The 22149-nt window shown below is 63.0% G+C and carries 24 protein-coding genes (1 of these 24 running past the window's edge); 4 read left to right on the top strand and 20 right to left on the bottom strand.

Features of this window, described 5'->3' with window-relative positions:
• Positions 1-934, top strand: partial view of a M23 family metallopeptidase gene (locus ACEPP2_RS09460; RefSeq protein WP_395516418.1) — the 3' portion only. 1007 nt of this gene lie to the left of the window's left edge; 934 of the gene's 1941 nt are visible here — the last part of the coding sequence; its start codon lies off the left edge, out of view; its stop codon occupies positions 932-934.
• Between the two features lie 58 nt (positions 935-992).
• Here ACEPP2_RS09460 and clpB read toward each other — a convergent pair whose 3' ends face one another.
• The 4 genes from clpB to ACEPP2_RS09440 all read right to left on the bottom strand — a co-directional run bounded on the left by clpB (position 993) and on the right by ACEPP2_RS09440 (position 4808).
• A complete protein-coding gene (clpB, locus tag ACEPP2_RS09455) occupies positions 993-3599 on the bottom strand; it encodes an ATP-dependent chaperone ClpB (protein WP_395516417.1) in 2607 nt (868 codons plus the stop codon).
• A gap of 197 nt (positions 3600-3796) precedes the next feature.
• Positions 3797-4012 carry a hypothetical protein gene (locus tag ACEPP2_RS09450; RefSeq protein ID WP_077548690.1) on the bottom strand — a complete coding sequence of 72 codons (216 nt, stop codon included), beginning with the start codon at positions 4010-4012 and terminating at the stop codon, positions 3797-3799.
• Between the two features lie 62 nt (positions 4013-4074).
• Entirely contained in the window at positions 4075-4485 is a 411-nt protein-coding gene (locus ACEPP2_RS09445; protein WP_395516416.1) for an SRPBCC family protein, read from the bottom strand.
• Complete coding sequence (locus ACEPP2_RS09440) at positions 4482-4808, bottom strand: ArsR/SmtB family transcription factor (RefSeq protein ID WP_395516415.1); 327 nt, start codon at positions 4806-4808, stop codon at positions 4482-4484. The genes ACEPP2_RS09445 and ACEPP2_RS09440 overlap by 4 nt, the downstream gene beginning before the upstream one ends.
• Before the next feature lie 150 nt (positions 4809-4958).
• Here ACEPP2_RS09440 and ACEPP2_RS09435 point away from each other — a divergent pair, with 150 nt between their 5' ends.
• Positions 4959-6173 carry a hypothetical protein gene (locus ACEPP2_RS09435; protein WP_395516414.1) on the top strand — a complete coding sequence of 405 codons (1215 nt, stop codon included), beginning with the start codon at positions 4959-4961 and terminating at the stop codon, positions 6171-6173.
• A 114-nt stretch (positions 6174-6287) separates the two neighbouring features.
• Here ACEPP2_RS09435 and ACEPP2_RS09430 read toward each other — a convergent pair whose 3' ends face one another.
• From ACEPP2_RS09430 to ACEPP2_RS09400, 7 genes are all read right to left on the bottom strand, one after another.
• Positions 6288-7013, bottom strand: coding sequence for a DUF4167 domain-containing protein (locus ACEPP2_RS09430; RefSeq protein ID WP_395516413.1), 726 nt, complete (start codon positions 7011-7013; stop codon positions 6288-6290).
• Between the two features lie 251 nt (positions 7014-7264).
• Positions 7265-8182 (bottom strand): peptide chain release factor N(5)-glutamine methyltransferase, encoded by a 918-nt coding sequence (prmC, locus tag ACEPP2_RS09425; protein WP_395516412.1) that lies wholly within the window; start codon positions 8180-8182, stop codon positions 7265-7267.
• Complete coding sequence (prfA, locus tag ACEPP2_RS09420; RefSeq protein ID WP_395516411.1) at positions 8179-9261, bottom strand: peptide chain release factor 1; 1083 nt, start codon at positions 9259-9261, stop codon at positions 8179-8181. Before prfA ends, prmC begins: the two co-directional genes overlap by 4 nt.
• A 25-nt stretch (positions 9262-9286) precedes the next feature.
• Entirely contained in the window at positions 9287-11554 is a 2268-nt protein-coding gene (ptsP, locus tag ACEPP2_RS09415) for a phosphoenolpyruvate--protein phosphotransferase (RefSeq protein ID WP_395516444.1), read from the bottom strand.
• An 85-nt stretch (positions 11555-11639) separates the two neighbouring features.
• Positions 11640-12914 (bottom strand): aspartate kinase, encoded by a 1275-nt coding sequence (locus ACEPP2_RS09410; RefSeq protein ID WP_281979074.1) that lies wholly within the window; start codon positions 12912-12914, stop codon positions 11640-11642.
• A gap of 209 nt (positions 12915-13123) precedes the next feature.
• Entirely contained in the window at positions 13124-13777 is a 654-nt protein-coding gene (locus ACEPP2_RS09405; RefSeq protein ID WP_395516410.1) for an SH3 domain-containing protein, read from the bottom strand.
• Positions 13778-13887: 110 nt separating this feature from the next.
• Entirely contained in the window at positions 13888-14778 is an 891-nt protein-coding gene (locus ACEPP2_RS09400) for an alpha/beta hydrolase family protein (protein ID WP_395516409.1), read from the bottom strand.
• 204 nt (positions 14779-14982) lie between these two features.
• On the opposite strand from ACEPP2_RS09400, the gene ubiG reads away from it, so the two are divergent.
• The gene (gene ubiG, locus ACEPP2_RS09395; RefSeq protein WP_077548700.1) at positions 14983-15729 is read left to right on the top strand and encodes a bifunctional 2-polyprenyl-6-hydroxyphenol methylase/3-demethylubiquinol 3-O-methyltransferase UbiG; all 747 of its coding nucleotides are present in this window, start codon (positions 14983-14985) and stop codon (positions 15727-15729) included.
• 2 nt (positions 15730-15731) lie between these two features.
• On the opposite strand, the gene ACEPP2_RS09390 is transcribed toward ubiG, so the two are convergent.
• The 4 genes from ACEPP2_RS09390 to ACEPP2_RS09375 are packed head-to-tail and all read right to left on the bottom strand — an operon-like array spanning position 15732 to position 18051.
• Positions 15732-16160, bottom strand: a complete 429-nt coding sequence (locus ACEPP2_RS09390; protein ID WP_077548701.1) for a DUF1178 family protein — start codon at positions 16158-16160, stop codon at positions 15732-15734.
• Positions 16157-17011: a carbon-nitrogen hydrolase family protein gene (locus ACEPP2_RS09385; RefSeq protein ID WP_077548702.1), complete on the bottom strand. Its 855-nt coding sequence runs from the start codon at positions 17009-17011 to the stop codon at positions 16157-16159. The genes ACEPP2_RS09390 and ACEPP2_RS09385 overlap by 4 nt, the downstream gene beginning before the upstream one ends.
• Before the next feature lie 12 nt (positions 17012-17023).
• Positions 17024-17278, bottom strand: coding sequence for a glutaredoxin 3 (gene grxC / locus ACEPP2_RS09380; protein WP_077548703.1), 255 nt, complete (start codon positions 17276-17278; stop codon positions 17024-17026).
• 56 nt (positions 17279-17334) lie between these two features.
• Positions 17335-18051 (bottom strand): ComF family protein, encoded by a 717-nt coding sequence (locus ACEPP2_RS09375; protein WP_395516408.1) that lies wholly within the window; start codon positions 18049-18051, stop codon positions 17335-17337.
• Positions 18052-18169: 118 nt separating this feature from the next.
• Here ACEPP2_RS09375 and ACEPP2_RS09370 point away from each other — a divergent pair, with 118 nt between their 5' ends.
• The gene (locus tag ACEPP2_RS09370) at positions 18170-19063 is read left to right on the top strand and encodes a methyltransferase domain-containing protein (RefSeq protein ID WP_395516407.1); all 894 of its coding nucleotides are present in this window, start codon (positions 18170-18172) and stop codon (positions 19061-19063) included.
• On the opposite strand, the gene ACEPP2_RS09365 is transcribed toward ACEPP2_RS09370, so the two are convergent.
• The 5 genes from ACEPP2_RS09365 to argJ all read right to left on the bottom strand — a co-directional run bounded on the left by ACEPP2_RS09365 (position 19056) and on the right by argJ (position 22127).
• Entirely contained in the window at positions 19056-19229 is a 174-nt protein-coding gene (locus tag ACEPP2_RS09365) for a Flp family type IVb pilin (protein WP_395516406.1), read from the bottom strand. The genes ACEPP2_RS09370 and ACEPP2_RS09365 overlap by 8 nt on opposite strands.
• A gap of 30 nt (positions 19230-19259) precedes the next feature.
• On the bottom strand, positions 19260-19580 hold the full coding sequence (locus ACEPP2_RS09360) for a hypothetical protein (RefSeq protein WP_077548706.1): 321 nt from the start codon (positions 19578-19580) through the stop codon (positions 19260-19262).
• A 110-nt stretch (positions 19581-19690) separates the two neighbouring features.
• Positions 19691-20083, bottom strand: coding sequence for an 8-oxo-dGTP diphosphatase MutT (gene mutT / locus ACEPP2_RS09355; RefSeq protein ID WP_077548707.1), 393 nt, complete (start codon positions 20081-20083; stop codon positions 19691-19693).
• Between the two features lie 23 nt (positions 20084-20106).
• Positions 20107-20877 (bottom strand): GNAT family N-acetyltransferase, encoded by a 771-nt coding sequence (locus ACEPP2_RS09350; RefSeq protein WP_077548988.1) that lies wholly within the window; start codon positions 20875-20877, stop codon positions 20107-20109.
• Between the two features lie 8 nt (positions 20878-20885).
• Positions 20886-22127: a bifunctional glutamate N-acetyltransferase/amino-acid acetyltransferase ArgJ gene (gene argJ, locus ACEPP2_RS09345; RefSeq protein ID WP_395516405.1), complete on the bottom strand. Its 1242-nt coding sequence runs from the start codon at positions 22125-22127 to the stop codon at positions 20886-20888.
• Positions 22128-22149: the final 22 nt, after the last annotated feature.

The raw sequence follows: 22149 nt of genomic DNA, 5'->3' as shown, positions 1-22149 counted from the left end.
GCACGAGGTGACAATAGCCCTCAACGATCATGGCCGGATGATCGACGGTGAAGAGCCGCCGATGATCGATGCGGTCGCTGGCGCCTTCAGCGACCAGCCGGTCCAAGTGGCCACCGGTCGCGAACTGCCGCGGGTCTATGACGGCATCTACCGCGCCGCGCTGTCCTACGGCATGACGACCGACATGACCGGCCTCCTCGTGAAGCTTCTGGCCAGCAGCGTCGATCTCCAGGCACAGTTGAAACCGACAGATCGCATAGAGGCCTTCTTCTCGGCCCAGGATGAAAGCGGCCAGGCCAGCGAGCAGTCGGAACTCCTCTACGTCAACGCCCATTTCGGCGATACCACAACCCGCTTCTACCGCTACCAGGACCCGCAGGACGGCGCCATCGACTACTACGATGCCGAAGGTCGCAGCATCCGCCAGTTCCTGCTTCGCAATCCGGTTCCCAATGGGCGACTGACCTCCGGCTTCGGCATGCGCCGCCATCCGATCCTGCGCTATGCGCGCATGCATACCGGAACCGACTGGGCAGCCCCGCGCGGCACGCCGATCATCGCCGCCGGCAATGGCGTGGTAGAGACCGCCGGCTGGGACAAGGGCGGTTACGGCAACCAGACGATCATCCGGCATGCCAACGGCTATGTCTCCTCCTACAATCACCAGAGCGCCATCGCCAAGGGCATCAAGCCGGGCGCCAAGGTCAAGCAGGGCCAGGTCATCGGCTATGTCGGATCGACGGGACTATCGACCGGTGCGCACCTGCACTACGAGCTGATCGTCAACGGCAGCAAGGTCGACCCGATGAAGATCCGCCTGCCGGGCGGCAAATCGCTCGAGGGAGACAACCTCGCACGCTTTAAGGAGGAGCGGACTCGGATCGATGCTCTGCTCGGAACCGGCGGCGACCCTGCGGAAGTCGCGAGCCGATAGGCATCAAGAAAAATGGCGGCGCGGGAGCCGCCATTTTCGTTTCCGCGATAGGCCGCAATCAGGCCGCTTCGGCTTCAGCCACCGTCCGCTTGACGCGGAAGAGCAGCCGGTCCGATCCGGCATCGACGGCGACCGCGGAATCGTCCGGGATGTTTCCGGAGAGAATCTGCTCGGCCATCGGGTCCTGAACGAACTTCTGGATCACCCGCTTCAGCGGCCGGGCACCATATACCGGATCATAGCCCTTCTCGGCGAGCCACTCGCGGGCCTCCGGGGTCAGCTCGATCGCGATCTTGCGCTCGGCGAGCAGCGAGATCAGCCGCTTCATCTGGATATCGACGATCGCGCCCATTTCCGTCCGCTGCAGGCGGTGGAAGAGAATGATCTCATCGACGCGGTTGAGGAACTCCGGCCGGAACGACGCCTTGACCACGTCCATCACCTGATCGCGCACCTGGTCGGTATCGGCACCTTCCGGCAGGGTGGTGAGATATTCCGCCCCGAGGTTCGACGTCATGATGATCATCGTGTTCTTGAAGTCGACCGTGCGGCCCTGCCCGTCCGTCAGGCGCCCGTCGTCGAGCACCTGCAGGAGAACGTTGAACACGTCCGGATGCGCCTTCTCGATCTCATCGAACAGCACGACCTGGTAAGGCTTGCGGCGAACGGCTTCCGTCAGTGCACCACCTTCCTCATAGCCGACATAGCCGGGAGGTGCGCCGATCAGCCGGGCGACGGAATGCTTCTCCATGTATTCCGACATGTCGAGGCGCACCATCGCCGTCTCGTCGTCGAACAGGAAGCGCGCAAGGGACTTCGTCAGCTCCGTCTTGCCGACGCCGGTCGGTCCGAGGAAGATGAACGAACCGATCGGCCGGTTGGGGTCCTGCAGGCCGGCGCGCGACCGGCGGACGGCACGCGAGACCGCCTGAACGGCGTCACCCTGGCCGACCACGGACTTCGCCAGCTCGTCTTCCATGCGAAGCAGCTTGTCGCGCTCGCCTTCCAGCATCTTGTCGACCGGGATGCCGGTCCAGCGGGAGACGACATGGGCGATGTTGTCCGGGGTGACGACCTCCTGCACCATGGCGTTGGCGCTGGTATCCTGCGCTTCCGCCGCGGCAAGATCCTTTTCGAGACCCGGGATCACGCCATAGGCCAGCTCCCCCGCGCGCTGGAATTCGCCACTGCGCTGTGCAATCGCGAGCTCGTTACGTGCCTCATCAAGTTGCTTCTTGAGGTCCGCCGCAAGGCCGAGCTTCTGCTTCTCGGCCTGCCAGCGGGCCGTCAGCGCATCTGCCTGCTCCTCCAGCGAAGCGAGTTCGCTTTCGAGCCGCGACAGCCGGTCGGCCGACGCCGTATCAGTCTCCTTTTTCAAGGCCTCCCGCTCGATCTTCAGCTGGATGATGCGGCGGTCAAGCTCGTCCAGTTCCTCAGGCTTGGAATCCACCTGCATCCTGAGCCGCGAGGCGGCCTCGTCCATCAGGTCGATCGCCTTGTCGGGCAGGAAGCGGTCGGTGATGTAGCGGTTGGAAAGAGTTGCGGCAGCCACCAGCGCAGAGTCGGAGATCCGCACCTTGTGGTGCTGCTCGTATTTCTCCTTCAGGCCGCGCAGGATGGAGATCGTGTCCTCGACGGTCGGCTCGTCGACCATGACCGGCTGGAACCGGCGGGCAAGGGCAGCATCCTTCTCCACATGCTTGCGGTATTCGTCGAGCGTCGTGGCACCGACGCAGTGCAGTTCACCACGGGCGAGCGCCGGCTTCAACAGGTTGGAAGCATCCATCGCGCCATCCGCCTTACCGGCGCCGACCAGCGTGTGCATCTCGTCGATGAAGAGGATGATCTCGCCGCTCTCCGCCTGCACCTCGTTCAGGACCGCCTTGAGGCGTTCCTCGAACTCGCCGCGATATTTCGCGCCGGCGATCAGCGAGCCCATGTCGAGTGCCATCAGCTTCTTGTCCTTCAGGCTCTCCGGCACGTCACCATTGACGATGCGCAGTGCCAGACCCTCGGCGATCGCGGTCTTGCCCACGCCGGGCTCTCCGATCAGCACCGGGTTGTTCTTCGTGCGGCGGGAAAGAACCTGGATCGTACGGCGGATCTCGTCATCCCGGCCGATCACCGGGTCAAGCTTGCCCTCCCGCGCTTCCGCCGTCAGGTCGCGAGCATACTTCTTCAGTGCGTCGAACCCCTCCTCGGCATTGGCGCTGTCGGCAGTACGACCCTTGCGAACCTCATTGATGACCTGGTTGAGAGCCTGGGCAGTGACGCCCGCCTTCTTCAGGGTCGCGGAGGTGGATGCCGTGCTTTCGACGGCGAGTGCCAGAAGCAGTCGCTCGACGGTGACGAAGCTGTCGCCCGCCCTCTTGGCAGCCTCTTCTGCGGTGGTGAAGACCTTGGCAAGCGGCTGCGACAGGTAGACCTGGCCGCCACCGCCCGACACCTTGGGCAATTTGGCAAGGGCTGCATCATTGGCAAGGCGCGCTTCCTTGGGATCGCCGCCGGCGCGGGTGATCAGCGAGGATGCCATCCCCTGGTCGTCATCCAGGAGAACCTTCAGCACATGCTCGGGCGTGAACTGCTGGTGCCCTTCGGAAAGGGCATGGGTCTGAGCCGATTGCAGAAAGCCGCGAACCCGCTCGGAATATTTCTCGATATTCATGTCGAACCTCCACAGATCGTTCCGCCCTTTAATAAGGCACGAAACGATGATTGAGATTGAGCTCCCTCAAAAGGCGAACCCCTCGCCGGAAACATCGGCGTTGAACGAGATATGGGAGGAGATTTTGCGGATTTAAAGAACCGGTCACGGCTCGCCGGGATATCTTTTGAGGCGGTCCGATCTGGTTACGTTGCCGCTCAACGCCCGCCTTCGCCTCGCCGCCTGGCCGTATAGGGCAGCACGAACATATAGAGGCCGGTGATCAGGAGCAGAAAGAGCGGCGGCAGCGGCGCATAGACGATCCAGGCGGGCGGCTGCCCAAGTGCCATCAAGATGAAGTTGGCGATAACCGTAACGGTAAAGGCGATCGACAGCCAGCGATGGCCCTGCCGAATTGCGTAGCTCAAGGTCATGTCAGTCCTCCTCTTGCGTGACCGTCACATCGCCCCGCTCGAACGCTGTGGATGAGACTGCGTCAGTTCCGTTCTCTGAGAACGCGCTCCATGGCGTCCAGGAACTTCGGCCAGCCGGCGTGAGCGCCTCGGTAATATGGCTGCTGCTCCGGTTTGAACCCTGTCTGCTCCATGCGCAGCCGTGTTCCCGTCTCGCTCGGGAATAGGGTCCAGGTGACGATGCTCCTGAGGTCCTTGGTGTCCCATGTATAAGACAGCGCCTTGCCCGGCTCGATTGCCCGTACCTCGCAGTTGACGGAACCCCAATCCGCACGCAGGCTGAAGCGATGACCCATCTCCGGCTGGAAGTTGCCCCTCATCAGCCACTCCTGGATCAGATGCGGCTGCGTCAGCGCCCGCCAGATCTTCTCCGGCGGATAAGGAAGGTCCCGCTCAACGACGACCGAGAGCGTATCGACGGACATAGAGTTCATTGATCCATCCTCTTCAGCAGATCTTCCAGCGCAACAAAGCGAGCGTCCCAGAAGCGGGTCATCTCGCCCGACCAGTCGATGATCGACTTCAGGGGGGCCGGTTCTGCGCTGTAGTGGTTGTGACGCCCATCGGGCCGATCTTTCACCAGACCCGCCTGCTTGAGAACCACGAGGTGTTTCGAAACCGCTGGCTGCGAAATTCGGGCACGGGCAGTCAATGCAGCGACCGTCTGTTCGCCGTCGCGGCACAAGTGCTCGAATATCGCCCTGCGCGTGGGGTCGGCCAGGGCCCTGAAGAGAAGCGTCTGAGTATCTTGTGCCACTATCGATAACCAATCAGCTATTGATCGGTCAAATAACCAGTCAGCTATCTGTAAGTCAAGCCCAAGCCGGTGCCGATTTTCACTGGACAGAAAACAGGATGCATCCTAATAATGAAATGTTATTACATTACAGCCACGAAGGAAACAACCATGCTTCGCCTGCCGCTTATTGCAGCGTCCTCCGCCATCCTCATAGCAACGCTCAGCCCTTCGAGGGCAGATGAGGTGGAAGCCTGGCGGCTTCTGGTCGGAGACCAGAAGGATGCAAAGCTCACAGTGCTGGATGGCGCCACCGGACACCAGATCGCGCAGTATCAGCTTGAAGGTTACGTCACCCATCTGGTTGCGAGCGAAAGTGGGAAGACCGCCTTTGCGGTTCAGATGGATGCCGACGCCGTCGACGTAATCGCCACGGGCGTCACCTTCTCCGATCACGGAGAACACAAGGATGTGGAACTCAACCAGCCGGCGCAACTTGGACGTATCCATGGAAGACGGCCGGTCCACGCGGTCCCGCACGACGATCAGGTTCTGCAATTCTTCGATCTGGAAGGTGAAGCACGCATCTTTGACGAGGCTGCGCTTCTGAAGGGAGAAATGACCCATGAGGTGGTGAGGTCGACCGCACCTCATCACGGCGTAGCGGTGCCGCTTGGAGCCTACATGCTCATATCCGAGCCGGACGTGTCGAAGGCGACAAAGGAAGGAGACTTGCCGCCGCGACTGGGGCTGAAGGTTCTGAATGGCGAAGGACAACAGGTGGGAGAGATCGCGACTTGCACCGGTCTGCACGGCGAAGCATCTTCAGCGGGGATGGTCGCCTTTGGGTGCAAGGAAGGCGTACTGATCGCCCGCAGGGATGGAAGTGGGACGCCCGAGCTTGAGATGCTGTCCTATGGCGACGACATGCCGGAAGGGCAGGTCGGCACCCTACTAGGCGGACGAGCCATGCAGTTCTTCCTCGGCAACTACGGTGACGACAAGGTTGTCATGATAGACCCCTCTGAGGAGAACCCATTCCTTCTGGTCGAGCTTCCCGTCCGGCGGGTGGACTTCGCCCTTGATCCTGCGCGGCCCGCGACAGCCTATGTGTTTACGGAAGATGGGAAACTCCATGTACTGGACATCCTCACCGGCCGGCTGACGAGATCAGTTCAGGTCACGGAGCCATACAGCAAGGACGGGCACTGGCGCGATCCGCGTCCGCGTCTGGCGGTGATGGGCACGGAGATCGCCGTGACGGACCCGCGCCGCGAGCGCATCCTTATCCTCGATGCCCAGACCTTAGGGGAGAACCGCTCACTGCCAATCGCAGGTTCTCCGTTCAACATCGTCGCCGTCGGGGGCTCCGGCATCAACCACTAGGCGCAGACAGTGATGGCGCCACGCCGTGGCGGGAATGCTTCCCCATGAGACCTGCATAAGAAAGACCCCGGCGTTACGGCCGGGGTCTCGTCGTCTCAATGCTGATAAGTCACGCTACTCCCCGGGTGCGTCCGCCAGTTCGGGTTGAGACTCGGCTGCGCCGGCCTCTGAAGTCGCACCTTCTTCTCCCCGACGGGGGCGACGCGGGCGGTTGCCGGCATTGCGACGGCGCGGCTGGCGTTCACGTTGCGCGCCCTGCTCTTCCGATTCCACGGCAACCTCGGCTGGTATACCCTCGATCACGGGCTGAGGCCCGGACCCGTCGATGGCAGGCGTCGCCTCGGCTGCAGGAAGCGGATCACGCTCGCGGCGATTTTGACGTTGATGATCGCGTTGTTCGCTTGGCTGCTGGTTGTCCCGGCGTTGCGACTGGCCTTCCGCGGAAGACTGCTGGCGGAACGAACCCTCGTCATCGCCCTCGTTGGTTTCGATGTCGTCGCCGTCCTGGCCCTCGCGATCCTGGAACTCGCCGCGGTCGTCGCGCTGGAAGCGCTCCTGCATCTGCGCCTGGGCCGTTGCAATGATGCGGTTGTAGTGTTCCGCATGCTGCAGATAGTTTTCTGCCATCACTCGGTCGCCGGAGCTCTGGGCGTCCCGCGCCAGTGCTGCGTACTTCTCGGCAATGTGCTGCGCCGTTCCGCGGATCTTAACGTCTGGGCCGGAGCTGTCATAGGTGCGGGTAAGAGGATTGCCGCCCTTACGATTGAAGTTGCCGCCGCCGCCACTGTTGTTGCTGCCGCCACGCCCTCGACCGCGCTTGTTCTGCTGTCCTGGCCTCATAGATAGATCACCTGAATTGTCTGTTATCCGCTGATAGGGGCCGCGCGGCCATGCTGGCTTGCGCCAGACCGAGACTTCGCGCGCCGCGCGCAGGAGGACACCGAGCCACCTGCCGCTAGTGAAAGTCAAATTACCTGAATCACGCACCAGGAAATGTTCAACCTTTGAAACTCAAAAGAGCCGGTCTCAGGGTTGACCTTAACCCGAACGAATCTCCGTTCATTCCCAGCCGCCCGGTACGTGGCCGCAAACTATCGTGCTTCCTCTGGAAATCCAAGCCTTTTCTTTCGCTGTGCAAAATCAATGGTCGGCTCCGCCTTGGCAAACAGAAGGACACGATCCTTGTCGCCAAAATCCCGAAGCGCCTGATGCAGGACAAAGCCTACCGCCTGGAAGATCGTCGTCACACTATCCCTCTGGTCATAGCCGATCTCGACACCGACCATTCCGCCGGGCGCCAGAACCTCGCCGGCACCTGCGGCGATGGCACGGTAGCAGTCGAGCCCGTCCGGTCCGCCATCAAGCGCACGCAGGGGATCGAACTCCCTGACTTCCGGCTCAAGCGCCGCGATAACGCCCGTTCTGATGTAAGGCGGGTTTGAAACTACGATGTCAAACCGCCCTGTAACCTCTTCCAGCCAATTGCTCCGGATCGTCTCGAACCGGCCAGCCAGGCCAAGCCTCGCCGCGTTTTCGCGGGCCGTCTGTAACGCTGCCTCGGAGAGGTCAGTGCCGACTCCGGTCGCCCGCGGGCATTCCTTCAGGAGTGCCAGGAGGATCGCGCCGGTTCCGGTTCCCAGATCCAGGATACGTACTTCGCCTCGCGATGCGACAAACCGCCTCACATAGGGAAGGATGGCATCGACGAGGATTTCCGTGTCCGGTCGCGGCTCCAGCGTCTCCGGAGAGAGCTTCAGCACCATACCGCGAAATTCTCGTTCTCCTAATATGCGGTGCACAGGCTCCCGTTTCAAGCGTCGCCCGATGGCTTCCGCTATTTTCTCGAGCTCAGGGCCGCCAATCTCGCGGTCGCCCCTGACAAATACGTCCGTAGCCGTCAGGCCGAGCACGCCGCCGATGAGAATTCTCGCTTCGATCGTCGCGTCCGGCAATCCGGCTGCGGCAAGTCGGCTCCTCGCATCTGCAACCACGGCGGAAAGCGTGGTCACCCCTGCTGCTCGCCAAGTTGTGCCAGCTGGCCCGCCTGGTAATCGGCGATCAGCGCATCGACAACCTCGTCAATCTCGCCCTCCATCATTCGGTCGAGCTTGTAGAGCGTCAGGTTGATCCGGTGGTCCGTCACGCGCCCCTGCGGAAAATTGTAGGTTCTTATGCGTTCCGATCGATCGCCGGATCCGACCTGACTCTTGCGGTCGGCGGATCGCTCGCTATCGGCCTTCTGCCGCTCCATGTCGTAGAGCCGGGACCGCAGCACCTGCATTGCCTTTGCGCGGTTCTGGTGCTGCGATTTTTCAGAACTCGTTACCACCAATCCCGTCGGCAGGTGCGTGATCCGGACGGCGGAATCCGTGGTGTTGACGTGCTGCCCACCAGCACCCGATGACCGCATGGTATCAATCCGAATGTCTTCCGGCCGGATCTCGATGTCGATCTCCTCGGCCTCCGGCAAAACGGCCACGGTCGCCGCCGAGGTGTGGATCCGCCCCTGCGTCTCGGTGTCCGGCACGCGCTGGACCCGATGGACACCCGATTCGAACTTCAGCTTGGAGAACACTCCGCGCCCGCTGACGGTAGCGATGATTTCTCTGAAGCCGCCGGCTTCGCCCTCGCTGGCGGAAAGCACCTCCACCTTCCAGCCCTTGCCCGCGGCATAGCGCTCGTACATCCGGAACAGGTCGCCCGCAAATAGTGCCGCCTCGTTGCCGCCGGTGCCGGCGCGGATTTCCAGGATCGCGCTCTTCTCATCCGCGGCGTCCTTCGGCAGCAGCAGGACCTGCATGTCCTTTTCCAGCGCCTCGACCCTCTCCTCGGCCTCCGGCAGCTCCATCTCGGCAAGCTCGCGCATTTCGCGATCCGTCGCCTTGTCGGCGAGCAGCGTCCTCAGGTCGGATACCTCCGCGGTTGCCTTCTCATAGTCGCGGATCTTGCGCACGACAGGCTGCAACTCCGAATATTCGGACGCGAGCCGCACATAAACGTCCGCAGCCGGGCCTTCAGACATGCGGGCCTCGATCTCGCCGAAGCGGCGCTCCAGTTCGCGCATCTTCTCTACAGGAAGCTTCGCCACCCGCTTCTACTCCATGTTGTTGTCTTCAGACCGGAATGCCGTTCTCTGCCGCAAACCGCGTCAGCAGTTCGCGGACCGGCTCTCTCGGCTGCCTGTCGTCCAGCGCCGCGTTCAGGGTCTCCGTCAGCCTGTCCGCATCAAGCGAAAGGAGCATGGCCTTGACCGGCCCGATAGAGGTCGGCGCCATCGAAACGGAGCGGAAGCCGAGTCCGATCAGGGCCATGGCCGAGAGCGGCTTGCCCGCCATCTCGCCACACAGCGTCAGCGGCGTCTTGTTGCGTTCCGCTGCCCGCACGATGTCGCGCAGGATCCGCAGGAACGGCCGGCCCAGCATGTCGAACCGATCTGAGACACGTGCATTGCCACGGTCGGCAGCCATCGAGAACTGGAAGAGGTCGTTGGAGCCGACGGAGACGAAATCCACCTCGGCCATCAGTTCGTCCAGCTGCCACATCAGCGCCGGCACCTCGAGCATGGCGCCGAACTGCAGCTTGCGCGGCAGGCTGTGCCCGAATTTCGAAAGGTGCTGGACCTCCTTCTGCAGGAGGTCGCGCACGGCATGGATCTCCGCAACCTCCGTCACCATCGGCAGCATCATTCTGAGCTCCGCATCGGCAGAGGCGCGCAGCAGGGCCCGCAGCTGCGTCCGCAGGAGGCCCGGACGGTCGAGCGACAGGCGGATCGCCCGCCAGCCAAGCGCCGGGTTTTCCTCCTCATGCGCGCGGAAATACGAGACGACCTTATCGCCGCCGATGTCGAGCGCCCGGAAAGTGATGGGAAGTCCGTCGGCTTGCCGGATGACATTGCGGTAGAACGCCTCCTGCTCCTCGAGCTTCGGCATGGTCGAGGCGATCATGAACTGCAGTTCTGTGCGGAACAGCCCAATACCGTCCGCACCCGATTCTGGCAAATGCGGTAGGTCCACGATCAGCCCGGCATTCATCATCAGGCTGATGCGCTTTCCATCCTTGGTGACAGGATCGACGTCGCGGAGCGCCCGGAACTGTTCCTGGCGGCGGGCGCGTAGCCGGACCTTCTCCTCGTAGGCCTTCAGGACATCCGACACCGGCCGCAGGTGAAGCTGGCCGTCGTCGCCGTCGATGATCGCGGCGTCACCGTTCTCTGCGAGCGCAACCGCTCCGACCGCCTGGCCGACCACCGGAATGCCCATCGCGCGCGCCACGATCACGACGTGGCTGGTGACGGCGCCGTCCTCCAGCACCAGCCCGCGAAGCCTTTCCCGCGGGTAGTCGAGAAGCTCGGCCGCCCCCATGGCGCGCGCGAAGATTATCGCGTCAACTGGCATGCCCTCACCGATAGACCGCCCGCTAAACCCGGTCAGCTGCCGCAGCAGGCGGTTGGCGAGGTCGTCGAAATCATGCATGCGCTCGCGCAGATACGGGTCGGTCAGGCGCATCATCCGCGCTTTGGTGTCGCTCTGCACCTTCTCGACGGCCGCTTCCGCCGTCAGGCCGTTATGGATGGCCTCCTCCATGCGCCGCACCCAGCCCTGGTCATAGGCGAACATCCGGTAGGTCTCGAGCACCTCGCGATGCTCGCCTTCAGTGGCCACGTCGCGACGCGACAGCATGTCGTCGATGGAAATCCTGAGCGAGCCCAATGCCTCGGCCAGCCGCCGCACTTCGCTTTCGGCGTCTTCGTTGAGAAGATTGGTCACCACCACGCGCGGCTCGTGCAGGATCACGTGTCCTAGGCCGATGCCCTCGTTGTAGCCGTCGCCCTCGATCGTGACGGCACGCGTCAGGTCGAGTTCAAGGCCGGGCTTGGTGATCTTCTTCAATTCCCCGGTGGCGATCATTTCGGCGATTACCATGGCAGTCGTTTCGAGCGCCTCGACCTCATCTTCGCGATAGGTCCGACTCGCCTTGTTCTGGACGACCAGGACGCCCAAAGTGCGGCCTGCCCGCAAGATCGGCACGCCGAGGAAGGAATGGTAGATTTCCTCCCCCGTTTCAGGGAGATAGCGAAACGCGGGATGAGCCTGAGCATCGGAAAGATTGAGGGGTTGCGCCGAAGCAGCGATCGTCCCGACAAGTCCCTGCCCCATTTTGAGCTGTGACAGGTGGACGGCTTCCGGATTGAGGCCCTCTGTGGCGTAGAGCTCAAGCACCCCGTCCGATCGCAGCACGTAGACGGAGCAGACTTCCGCCACCATGTTGCTGGCGATCTGGCGGACGATGCGGTCGAGACGCTCCTGCGGATCCAGCGGCTCCGCCATCAGTTCGCGCAGCCGCCGAAGCAGCACGCGCGGCCCAGCCGACAGGTCTCTCATCGGCATCATCGCTCCCGAAACAAGGTGCCCCACGCCTTAGGATCGGCCCTTCCGCACGTGGGAAGAGTAGCCCCTCGGCTCATGCTCAACTCTTATCGAGACCGTAAGCGGAATGCAAAGTCCGAACCGCAAGTTCCGAATATGCACCATCGATCAGGATGGAGATCTTGATTTCCGACGTCGTGATCGCCTTGATGTTGATGCCTTTTTCGGCAAGTGCCTTGAAAGCTTGCGCCGCGACGCCCGCATGGCTGCGCATGCCGATGCCGATCACCGACACCTTGCATAGCCCTGATTCGTTCTGGGCGACGTCGAAGCCGATCTTTTCCTTGTTGTCCTCAAGGATCTTCAGCGCCTTCTGCACGTCCCCGTAGGGCACCGTGAAGGTCATGTCCGTGCGCGATCCGTCCTCCGAAATGTTCTGGACGATCATATCGACATTGATGTGCGCCTCCGCGAGTGGCCCGAAGATGGCCGCCGAAACGCCGGGGCGGTCAGCCAGCCGGCGGAGAGAAATCTGCGCCTCATCCTTGGCATAGGCGATGCCGGTGACGACTTCCTGTTCCACTATCTCTTCCTCGTCGCAAATCAATGTGCCGGGCGGGTTGATGAGGTCGCCCATGCCCGGCGCATCGGGATCCTCGAAACTCGAACGGACGAAGGTGCGGACCTTGTGGACCATCGCAAGCTCGACGGAGCGAACCTGCAGGACCTTGGCGCCCAGCGACGCCATTTCCAGCATCTCTTCGAAGGTGATCTTCTTCAGCCGTCGCGCCTTCGGCACCACGCGCGGGTCCGTCGTGTAAACGCCGTCCACGTCCGTGTAGATATCGCAACGGTCGGCCTTGACGGCGGCGGCAATTGCCACGGCAGACGTATCTGAGCCGCCGCGGCCAAGCGTCGCGATGCGGTTGTCGGGGCCGATGCCTTGGAAGCCGGCAACCACGGCCACCTGGCCCTCGCCCATGCGGCGGATGATGTCCGTGCCGTCGATCTCTTGGATGCGGGCGGCCCCATGGGCATTGTCGGTCTTGATCGGGATCTGCCAGCCTTGCCAGGAGCGGGCGTTTATTCCCATCGACTGAAGGGCGATTGCGAGCAGCCCTGAGGTGACCTGTTCGCCCGACGCCACGACGGCATCATACTCGCGAGCATCGTAAAACGGAGAACTGGCGCCGGCCACCTTCGGAATGTCCTGGACCCAGCCGACCAGTTCGTTCGTCTTGCCGGACATCGCCGAGACCACGACCGCGACCTCGTTCCCGGCATCCACCTCGCGTTTCACATGACGCGCGACGTTGTGGATGCGCTCGAGATTGGCGACTGATGTGCCGCCGAACTTCATGACGATGCGTGCCATGCTGACTGATACCACCCGTTCGCTCCCAAGGGAGCGGCTCTCTCTGCCCGTCTTCAGGAAGCAGACGGATTTCGCCGGGTCTCTTATCGAAAAGGTGGGTGGCGTGCAATGGCGGGAAACGATCGCTGTGGTTCACGCAATTGGAAGAGCGCCCGTCTGGACGCTCTTCCAAGACATCGCCGTGATCCCGATACCAGGAACATCAGCAGCTAGCGGCAATAAGGAAAGCAATCATTATCCTGATCAGGATTCGCCCCGCCGGGCAGGCGCGGAATCCGACGGATATCATCCCTGTCACGGTCTCGGTCGGCTCGATCTCTGTCGCGATCGCGATCGCCGTCTCGGTCAGCCCGATCTCTTTCCCGATCCCGGTCACGGTCGCGGGCCCGCTCCCGGTCACGATCTCGATCTCGATCCCAGTCTCGACGATCCCTGTCGCGGTCCCAGCGATCACGGTCACGGCGGTCCCAGCGGTCACGATCGCGGTAGAAGTCACGACCCCGATAATGCCGGTCCCAGTAGTTGCCGATCTCGAAGGTGACCGTGGGGATACCAAGCGGCCGGTAGTACTGAGGACCTACATAGACGCGCCGTTGCTGATAGGCTGCCTGCACATAATTGCCGGAAACCCAGCCACGGCCACCGCTGAAGGCAACATCGCACCAGTTGACGTTACTCATGCAGCCATAGATCGTCACCGGCGCGCCGGACGGAATGACCGTCACAGCAGGATAGGACGTGCTCGGTCCGGAGCGCATGTTGACATTCGCAGTCGAATACCCCCGCACGGCCGCATCGGCCAGCGATGGTGCAGCCACCACTGCACACAGGGCAGCAGCGGCACTGAACAGAAATTTCCTCACGTGTTTTCTCCTGAAAAGCAGACGGCTGCGCCGCTCTTGTTTCCGCTCAATGTTTGACACCCTGCCATTGTTCCGCATGGCCCCTGAACCGGTTATGAACGACTCGCAGATCAGAGATAGTGGCGCAGGAATGCCAGCAGCGCCCGGCGCATCGCCGGTGTTTCCTTGTGCCCCGCCCCTGGCTCCGAAAGAAACACCAGCCCGTTCGGCGCACCCGCCGTCTCATACGCCTCACGCGTCTGGGCAAGCGCCACCGCGACAGCATCCGGCAGTGTCAGCGGATCCTCCTCACCGACGCAGATGAGTTGCGGGCGCGGCGCGACGAGGCTGGCAATTTCGCCCGTCGATGTTTCCCGCAGCAGGCCCGGCACCGTCATATAGTCACCGTGAAGGTCGTGGGCTCCGCTTCTGATCCGGCTCGCCATGTCCGCATAGCAGCAGAAATGCGCCGTCGCAGCCACGCCAGCGTCCACGGCGGCCAGGAAGTAGGCAAGCGTCGCTCCCATGGACAGGCCGGATACTGCAATCCGCTTGGGATCGACCTCGGGATGGCGCGCAAGCCAGACCAATGCTGCCGCCTGCTCGGCGAGCATCCGGCCGAAAAGGGTTTTGCCTTGCCAGAGTGCCGCGTTGCTCGCGGCATCTTCCTGCTCATGGGCGCGCGCACCGAAGGTCGGCATGTCGATAGAAAGCACCACGTGCCCCTCCCGCGCGAGCGCCGGACCGGGTGGATCGAGAAGTGCGGGGCGGCCTTCTATCAGTTCGGCAGCACCGATGTCATATCGACCTCCATGAGCATGGCAGTGCAGGACGGCCGGACGGCGCAACCGCCGCTCGCTGGGCCGCACAAGGAAGCCGCGGACTTCGCCGCCGTCGGAAAGGCGAAAGCGGAGGTGCTCGACCACATGGTCTCCACGCTCCTCCACTTGCCTGCCTTCGAGATTGAAAGAAAGTTCCTCCATCCCCAGAAGCGCCTTCAACCGTCCGACCGTGATGGCCATAGCTCCCCCCCTGCCCGATCCGCCGCAACTTCCTGTAGCCGTCTGCCACCGTCAAGAAGCCTTGCGGCAGCCAGGGAGAAAATCGCGCCCGGCCTAGGATAGGAGTGAGCGCGGAAGCCGCAGGCGTCGATGGCCGCCGGAGCGGCACTTGACTTCTGCCGCCGATCGTCCGACCTCAGGTTCAAACGCCGGAGATGACACCCCATGACCGATGCCGCCAAGACCACGATCGACCAGAGCGAAGTTGACCGCTTCTCCGCCATGGCGGCAGAATGGTGGGACCCGACCGGCAAGTTCAAGCCGCTGCACAAGTTCAATCCGGTGCGCCTCACCTACATCCGCGACAGGGTTTCAGAGAATTTCAGCCGCGATCCAAAGGCGCACCTGCCGCTCTCCGGCCTTCGCGTCCTTGATATCGGCTGCGGTGGAGGTCTTCTCTCGGAACCGGTCGCCCGCATGGGCGCGACCGTCGTGGGCGCCGACCCGTCGGAAAAGAACATCAGGATTGCACAGACACACGCCGCAGAAACAGGTGTCGAGATCGACTACCGCGCCGTCACGGCAGAGCAGCTGGCCGAAGCCGGCGAGATGTTCGACGTCGTCCTTAACATGGAGGTTGTCGAACATGTCGCCGACGTCGACTTCTTCATGCGCACATGCGCCTCCATGGTGAAACCGGGCGGCCTCATGTTCGTGGCCACGATCAACCGTACAATAAAGGCCCGCGCGCTGGCCATCTTCGCTGCCGAGAACATCCTGCGCTGGTTGCCCAGGGGCACGCACCAATACGAGAAGCTGGTTCGGCCAGAGGAACTGGAAGCGCCGCTTGGAGCGAGCGGCATGGACATCATTCACCGCACCGGCGTCTTCTTCCATCCCCTGCAGGATCGATGGAACCTGTCGCCGGACATGGACGTCAACTACATGCTGCTGGCGAAGCGGCCCGCCTAGCCCTAGTTGGCATCCTCGGGCAGCACCGGCAGCGGTGCCACCTCAATGCCTTCATCGAGCAGATCGCGCACGTCGGCGAAGCTCGCCTGGCCGATAATGCCCCGCGCATCCGCCTCGCCGTAGTGGATCTTGCGGGCCTCTTCGGGAAATCTCTCCCCAACGTCCTCGGCGTTGGCCTTAATCGCAGCCACGGCCTCCTTCAGCTTCGCCATCACCTGCTTTTGTGCAAGGTCCATGGCGACCGCCTGCTTCTCCTCCTTTTTCCGTGCCGTGGAAACGGAGGGCGCCATCAGTGATTTGGAGATAGCAGCGGAGCCGCAGACGGGACAGGTAAGGAGCCCGGCCTCGACCTGCCGGTCGAAGTCCGCGCTTTCGGAAAACCAGCCTTCGAAGCCGTGGACATTGTCGCAGACAAGCGAATAGCGGATCACGCGGCGACCCCCTTCGCCTCCGCGGCCACCGTGTCGAGCGTGAAGTCGCGAGCGTTCTTGAGGTTCGGGATCTTGGCCCGCGCGGCCTTCACCTGGTCGACATCGATCTCTGCGATTACGACGGCCTCGCCACTGCCTCCGGCCGATGCAAGCACCTTGCCCCAGGGGTCGATGATCATCGAATGACCGAAGGTCTCGCGCCCATCCTCATGCACGCCTGCCTGGGCAGCGGCAATCAGGAAGGCACCGTTCTCGATGGCACGAGCCCGCAGCAGCACTTCCCAATGCGCCTCGCCCGTCTGCCGCGTGAACGCGGCCGGGACTGTCAGGACCTCCGCACCGGCGACAGCCTCGGTGCGGAACAGCGCCGGAAAGCGGACGTCGTAGCAGATTGCAAAACCGAGCTTGCCGAAAGGAAGCTCCGCCACTCTTGCCTCTCCGCCTGGCCGGTAGACGGCGCTTTCGCGCCAGCTCTCGCCATTGTCGAGATCGACATCGAACATATGGATCTTGTCATAGGTGCAGATCCGATCGCCACCCGGCGCAAACAGAAAGCCCCGATTGGCGATCTTGCCGTCGGCAAGTGCAATGGCTGTCGATCCGACATGGACGTGGATCCCGAGGTCGCGGGCAAGCTCCTGGGCGGTGGAAACGATGACGTCGTTCGCCTCGTCCTTGAGCACCGCCATCAGCCCCGCGCGATCTTTTTGCACAGCACCGGTCATTTCCGGCGTCTGAACATAGATCGCGCCCTGGGAAGCGGCCTCGCGCACGAGCTTCGTCATGTCGGCGGCGTTCTTCTCCGGATCGACGCCGGAGCACATCTGGATGGCAGCAGCCTTGAACGTCATCGTTCCTCTCCCTCAGGCGGCGAGCATCGGATCGAGCTTGCCGGCACGATCGAGCGCATGAAGATCATCACAGCCACCGACATGCTCACCATTGATGAAGATCTGCGGGAAGGTGGAACGGCCAGCCTTGCCGATCATCTCCTGGCGCACGTCCGGCGAATAAGTCGCATCGTGCTCGGTGAAGTCTACGCCCTTGGACTGGAGCAGAGACTTGGCGCGGGAGCAGTAACCGCAGCCCTGGCGGGTGTAGATCGTAACATCTGCCATCGAGATTCTCCGGGAGCGACCAGGTGGGAAGAGCCGCGCAGTTGGTGTTTGAAGCTTCATATAGGCCCGGCGATAGCCATTGCAAAGGTCAAAACGGCGACTTCCGCCGCTCCCGCCTTCTTGAGCGCTCGGGTCGCGGAGGAGACCGTCGCGCCCGTGGTAAAGACGTCGTCGACCAGCACCAGATGCTTCCCCGCGACGTCCATCTCTCGGCCCGGCACCACTTTGAAGGCCGCACGGACATTCTCCTCGCGACGTCTGGCGGTCAGCCCGACCTGCCGCGCCGTTTTCTTCACCCTGACCAGCGTCGCCGGCAGGAACGGCCGGCCCGAAAGATGCGCGAGCTGCCGGGCAAGCTCCGCTGACTGGTTGAACTTCCGCCCGGCGAACCGCCAACGATGCAGGGGGACGGGCAGGATTCCGTCGCACTCGAGGGCATGCCGCTCGGACGCACGCAGCATCCAGGCGGCCATCATGGGGGCAAGGTCGGTGCGATCGCGATATTTCAGCCCGTGGACCAGATGACGCACGGGACCTTCGTGGATCGCGACGCTGCGCAGCCGATCGAAGACCGGCGGCGTAGCGATCGCCTCCGCCGATACCATGCCCTCACCCGGATCATATCCGAACGGGATGCCGAGGACTTCGCAATAGGGTCGTTCGATGAAACGGATCTCGCGCCAGCACGTTGCACAAAAGCTCGGCTGCCCGGCGAGGATCACGTCGCAGCCGGGGCAGGCAGGCGGGTAGACAAGGTCGGCGATCCAGCGCAACCAGGCCGATCTGCGCGGTGTTGGCATACCAAAAGCCGACTTGTGTCCGTCCTCCATGGATTGACATTTGCGCCCGCGACGCGCCATTCCGCAACTGGAAATGTAAGGACCGAGCTCAATGGAGATTCTTTTCGACGAGGCGCTGGTGGCGGCACGGCGGGAACGGGCATTCAGGAATGCCGATCCGGGAGCCTCCTTTCTGCTCGACCTGGTGGCGCGCGAAATGGCCGAACGGCTTGCTGTCGTGGAGCGACGGTTCGAGACCGCGGTTGAACTCCATGGCGGCACAGGCATCGCAGCACGCCTTGCGAAAGAAACCGGCAGGATCGCCAGCATCGAGCGGGTCGAGACCAGTTCCGTCTTCGCAGCGTCCGGTGAGCCCTTGACGGTCGCTGCGCTCGACGACCTCCCGCTGGAGCCGGCTTCGGCCAGCCTCGTGCTTTCGCCGCTCTCCCTCCACCTGGTCAATGATACACCGGGCATGCTTGTCCGCATCCGGCGGGCCCTGAAGCCCGATGGCCTGTTCATGGCGGCGATACCGGGAGCCGGAACGCTTGCCGAACTGCGCGATGTGCTGCTCGCGACCGAGATAGAACGAACCGGCGGCGCCAGCCCTCGCGTCATCCCCTTCGCCGACGTTCGGGATGTAGGGGCGCTGCTGCAAAGGGCTGGCTTCACCCTGCCGGTGGTGGATGTCGAGAACTACACGGTCCGCTACGACTCCATATTCCCGCTGATGCGCGATATCCGTGCGATGGGAATGGCCAATCCGCTGGTCGGGCGCAGCCGGCAGCCCGTCAGCCGGGGCTTCTTCGTGCGGGCGGCGGAGTTGTACGCGGAACGGTACGCGGATCCGGACGGACGCATCCGCGCAACCTTCTCCGTCATCTACATCTCGGGCTGGGCACCGCATGAAAGTCAGCAGAAGCCGCTGAAGCCTGGCTCCGCCAAGATGCGGTTCGCCGACGCCCTGCGTGTACCGCGGGATGAGGAGCCCGGAAGCGCTAGTTGACGGCGTTTGTGAAATAGCCTTCGATCGTCTCGAACACGCCCACCAGAGTATCGGCGAAGCCGCCGAAGGCCGCGACGAGGACGACAGCGATGAGAGCTGCGATCAGACCATATTCGACAGCGGTTGCTCCGTCCTTGCTGCCCGAGAACGCGTTCAGAAGACGCATGCGGTATTTCCTTTCTCAGGGAGACCTGGGCTAGCAGCGCGCGTCCGTGTCGTAGGGCTGGATGATGCAGACCGAGCCTGGCGTTTCCTGAAGGACACTGCGGCGAATGGTATATTGCTTCGACCCCTTTTCCGCCGGCTTGATCGAGCCGGTGGTGATGCGGTCAAACTCTTCCTGCACATGCGCAAGGCGGCGGGCATCGCCGCTATCGGCGACCATGGGTGTCACGATGAGGGAAAGAGCTATTGCCGCCGTGCCGAACAGGAGGGCGATATTCAGGGCGCCGGTCTTGCCCGACCTGTACGACGACCGGTTCCGGACCCGCACAGTCTTCCACAATTCCTCGTCCATGTCTCAAAGCCTCGACGCAGATACTGCCTTGGTAAGCCTCGAGACTAGGCGAATTGGTTAAACGATCTGTTAACGCCGATTTACGAATAGGCGCAACTGTTGCCCGGCCTCTACAGGAGATCCTGGAGAAAGGGGATGAGCGGCTCGTCGGCCGGTGGCATCGGAAAGTTGCGGAGGTCGCGGCTGCGAACCCATTTGATCGCCTGGCCCTCCATCCCCCGTGGAATGCCCTCGTAGCGCCGGCAGATGTAGAGCGGCATCAGCAGATGGAAGGTGTCGTAGGTGTGGCTGGCGAAAGTGAGCGGGGCCAGGCAGGGGATTTTCGTCGTCACCCCGAGCTCTTCCTGCAGTTCACGGATCAGCGTCTCCTCGGGCGTCTCACCCGGCTCCACCTTTCCGCCCGGGAATTCCCAAAGGCCCGCAAGCTCCTTTCCTTCCGGCCGCTGCGCCAGAAGGATACGATTGTCGGTGTCGACGAGGGCGCAGGCCGCCACCAGCAACATTCGCCGCGGTTGAGATTGCACGGTCAGGCCTCCCGCCAGTAATGATATTGGTAGGCTTCCTGGAAACCGAACTTTCGATACAGCGCGAGCGCCGGCAAGTTGTCCGCGACGACCTGAATCCAGGCGCTCCGGGCCCCGCTGATGCGGGCCCAGCGCAGGGCGGAGGACAGGATTTCCGTTCCGCGCCCCTGACCGCGTGCGCTGGCGGTGACGGCAAGTCCCATGACGCCGGCGAGGTCGTTGTCCTGGACGCAGAGGGCAACGGCGACCGGTCCGCCCGCGGAATTCTCGATCGTGAACAGTCCCTTCGCCGGCTTGATGGCGTTGAGAACTTCCGCAAGCGCGGGCTTGAGCGCCGGATCCTCCCCGGCGACCAGCAGGCTGGCGTCGATGAAGCGACTGACATCATGCGTGGGGAGGTGATCGATCGTATCCGGCAATGCTAGGCGAGCGAGATCCGCCGTCATCACGTTCACCGTCTCAAACCGCTTCCAGCCGGCCTCGGACAGGTGCTGGATAAGTTGCGGGGGCGCTAATGGCGTCTCGCGCAGGATGAGCGGCCGGCCGTAGGCCTGGAAGCGCTTGCCTGCCTTCTCGAGGCGCAGGTCCATGTCCCGGAAGTCCGAAGGATCGAGCGGCACGACGCAATTGAGGCGTTTTGAGGGGTGCCCGCCCGCAAGCCGGATCTGCCAGCTGCCGTCATAGATCACCGAGGCGGCCGGCCAGGCCCGGAAGCCGACGGCCTCCAGACGGCGGACGAGCGGCAGATTGCTCGCGGACGGTGTTGCCTGCATCGCCCGCATCAGCTCCGGTAATCGCCGTTGATGGCCACATATTCCTTCGTCAGGTCGCAGGTCCAGACGGTCGCCCGCCCCTCACCCAGCCCGAGATCCACCCGGACAGGAATGTCCTCTTCTTTCATGACCGCGCTGGCAGCCGCTTCGGAATAATCCGGATCGCGCTCGCCGTTGACTGCCACGCGGACATCGCCGAACCAGATCGCCAGCCGGTCGCGATCGGCCATCTCGCCGGCCTTGCCGACCGCCATGACGACGCGACCCCAGTTGGCGTCTTCGCCTGCCACCGCCGTCTTGACGAGGGGCGAGTTGGCAATGGAAAGCGCAATCCGCTTTGCCGCGGCATCGGTCTCGGCGCCGGTCACGGTCACCTCCACCATCTTGCGGGCACCCTCGCCATCGCGAACCACCTGGAGCGCCAAGTCCTTGAGAAGCGCGTTCAGCGCCGCGCGAAACTCAGCCAGTGCCTGGTCCTCGACAGAGGTCACCCTCGCCTGTCCGTCGGCCGCTGCGGCTCCCGTGGCAAACAGCATCAGCGTGTCCGAGGTGGAGGTGTCGCTATCGACGGTCACGGAGTTGAAGGTGGGGCCGACGCCGGCGGACAGCAGCTGCTGCAGTACGTCCGGCGCGATGTCCGCGTCGGTCGCGACGAAGGACAGCATGGTCGCCATGTCGGGCGCGATCATGCCCGCCCCCTTGGCGATGCCGTTGATCGTCACCGTTACACCACCCAGGGAAGCCGAGCGTGTCGCGACCTTCGGATAGGTGTCGGTGGTCATGATGGCCTTGGCGGCGTCGAGCCAGAAATCCGGTTTCGCGCCAATATTCATATCGCCGAGCACGCCTGCGAACTTGCCGGCATCCAGCGGCTCGCCGATCACGCCCGTCGACGCCAGATACACCTCGTTCTCAGCGCATCCCACGGCCGAGGCCGCAGACTTCGCCGTCAGTTCCGTCGCAGCCCTGCCCTTGAGGCCGGTGAAGGCGTTCGCATTGCCCGAATTGACGACGACCGCCCTCGCCTTGCCGTGAGGCAGATTCGCCCGGCAGAAATCGACAGGCGCCGAGGGGCATTTGGAGCGCGTGAACACACCGGCCACCGCTGCCGGCTGGTCAAACACCATCAGCAGAACGTCGGTACGGTTCTTGTACTTGATCCCGGCGGCAGCGGTTGCCATGCGTAGGCCGCGGATCGGCGGCATGTGCGGATAGGATTTTGGAGCAAGCGGGGAGACGGAAGCGGACATCGGAGGCATCCAAACTGAATAT

The sequence above is a fragment of the Pseudorhizobium flavum genome (assembly GCF_044142885.1).
Classification (GTDB): Bacteria; Pseudomonadota; Alphaproteobacteria; order Rhizobiales; family Rhizobiaceae; genus Neorhizobium; species Neorhizobium flavum.
Note: the sequence above shows the minus strand (reverse complement) of the source record. Positions and strands in the feature narration are given on the sequence as shown.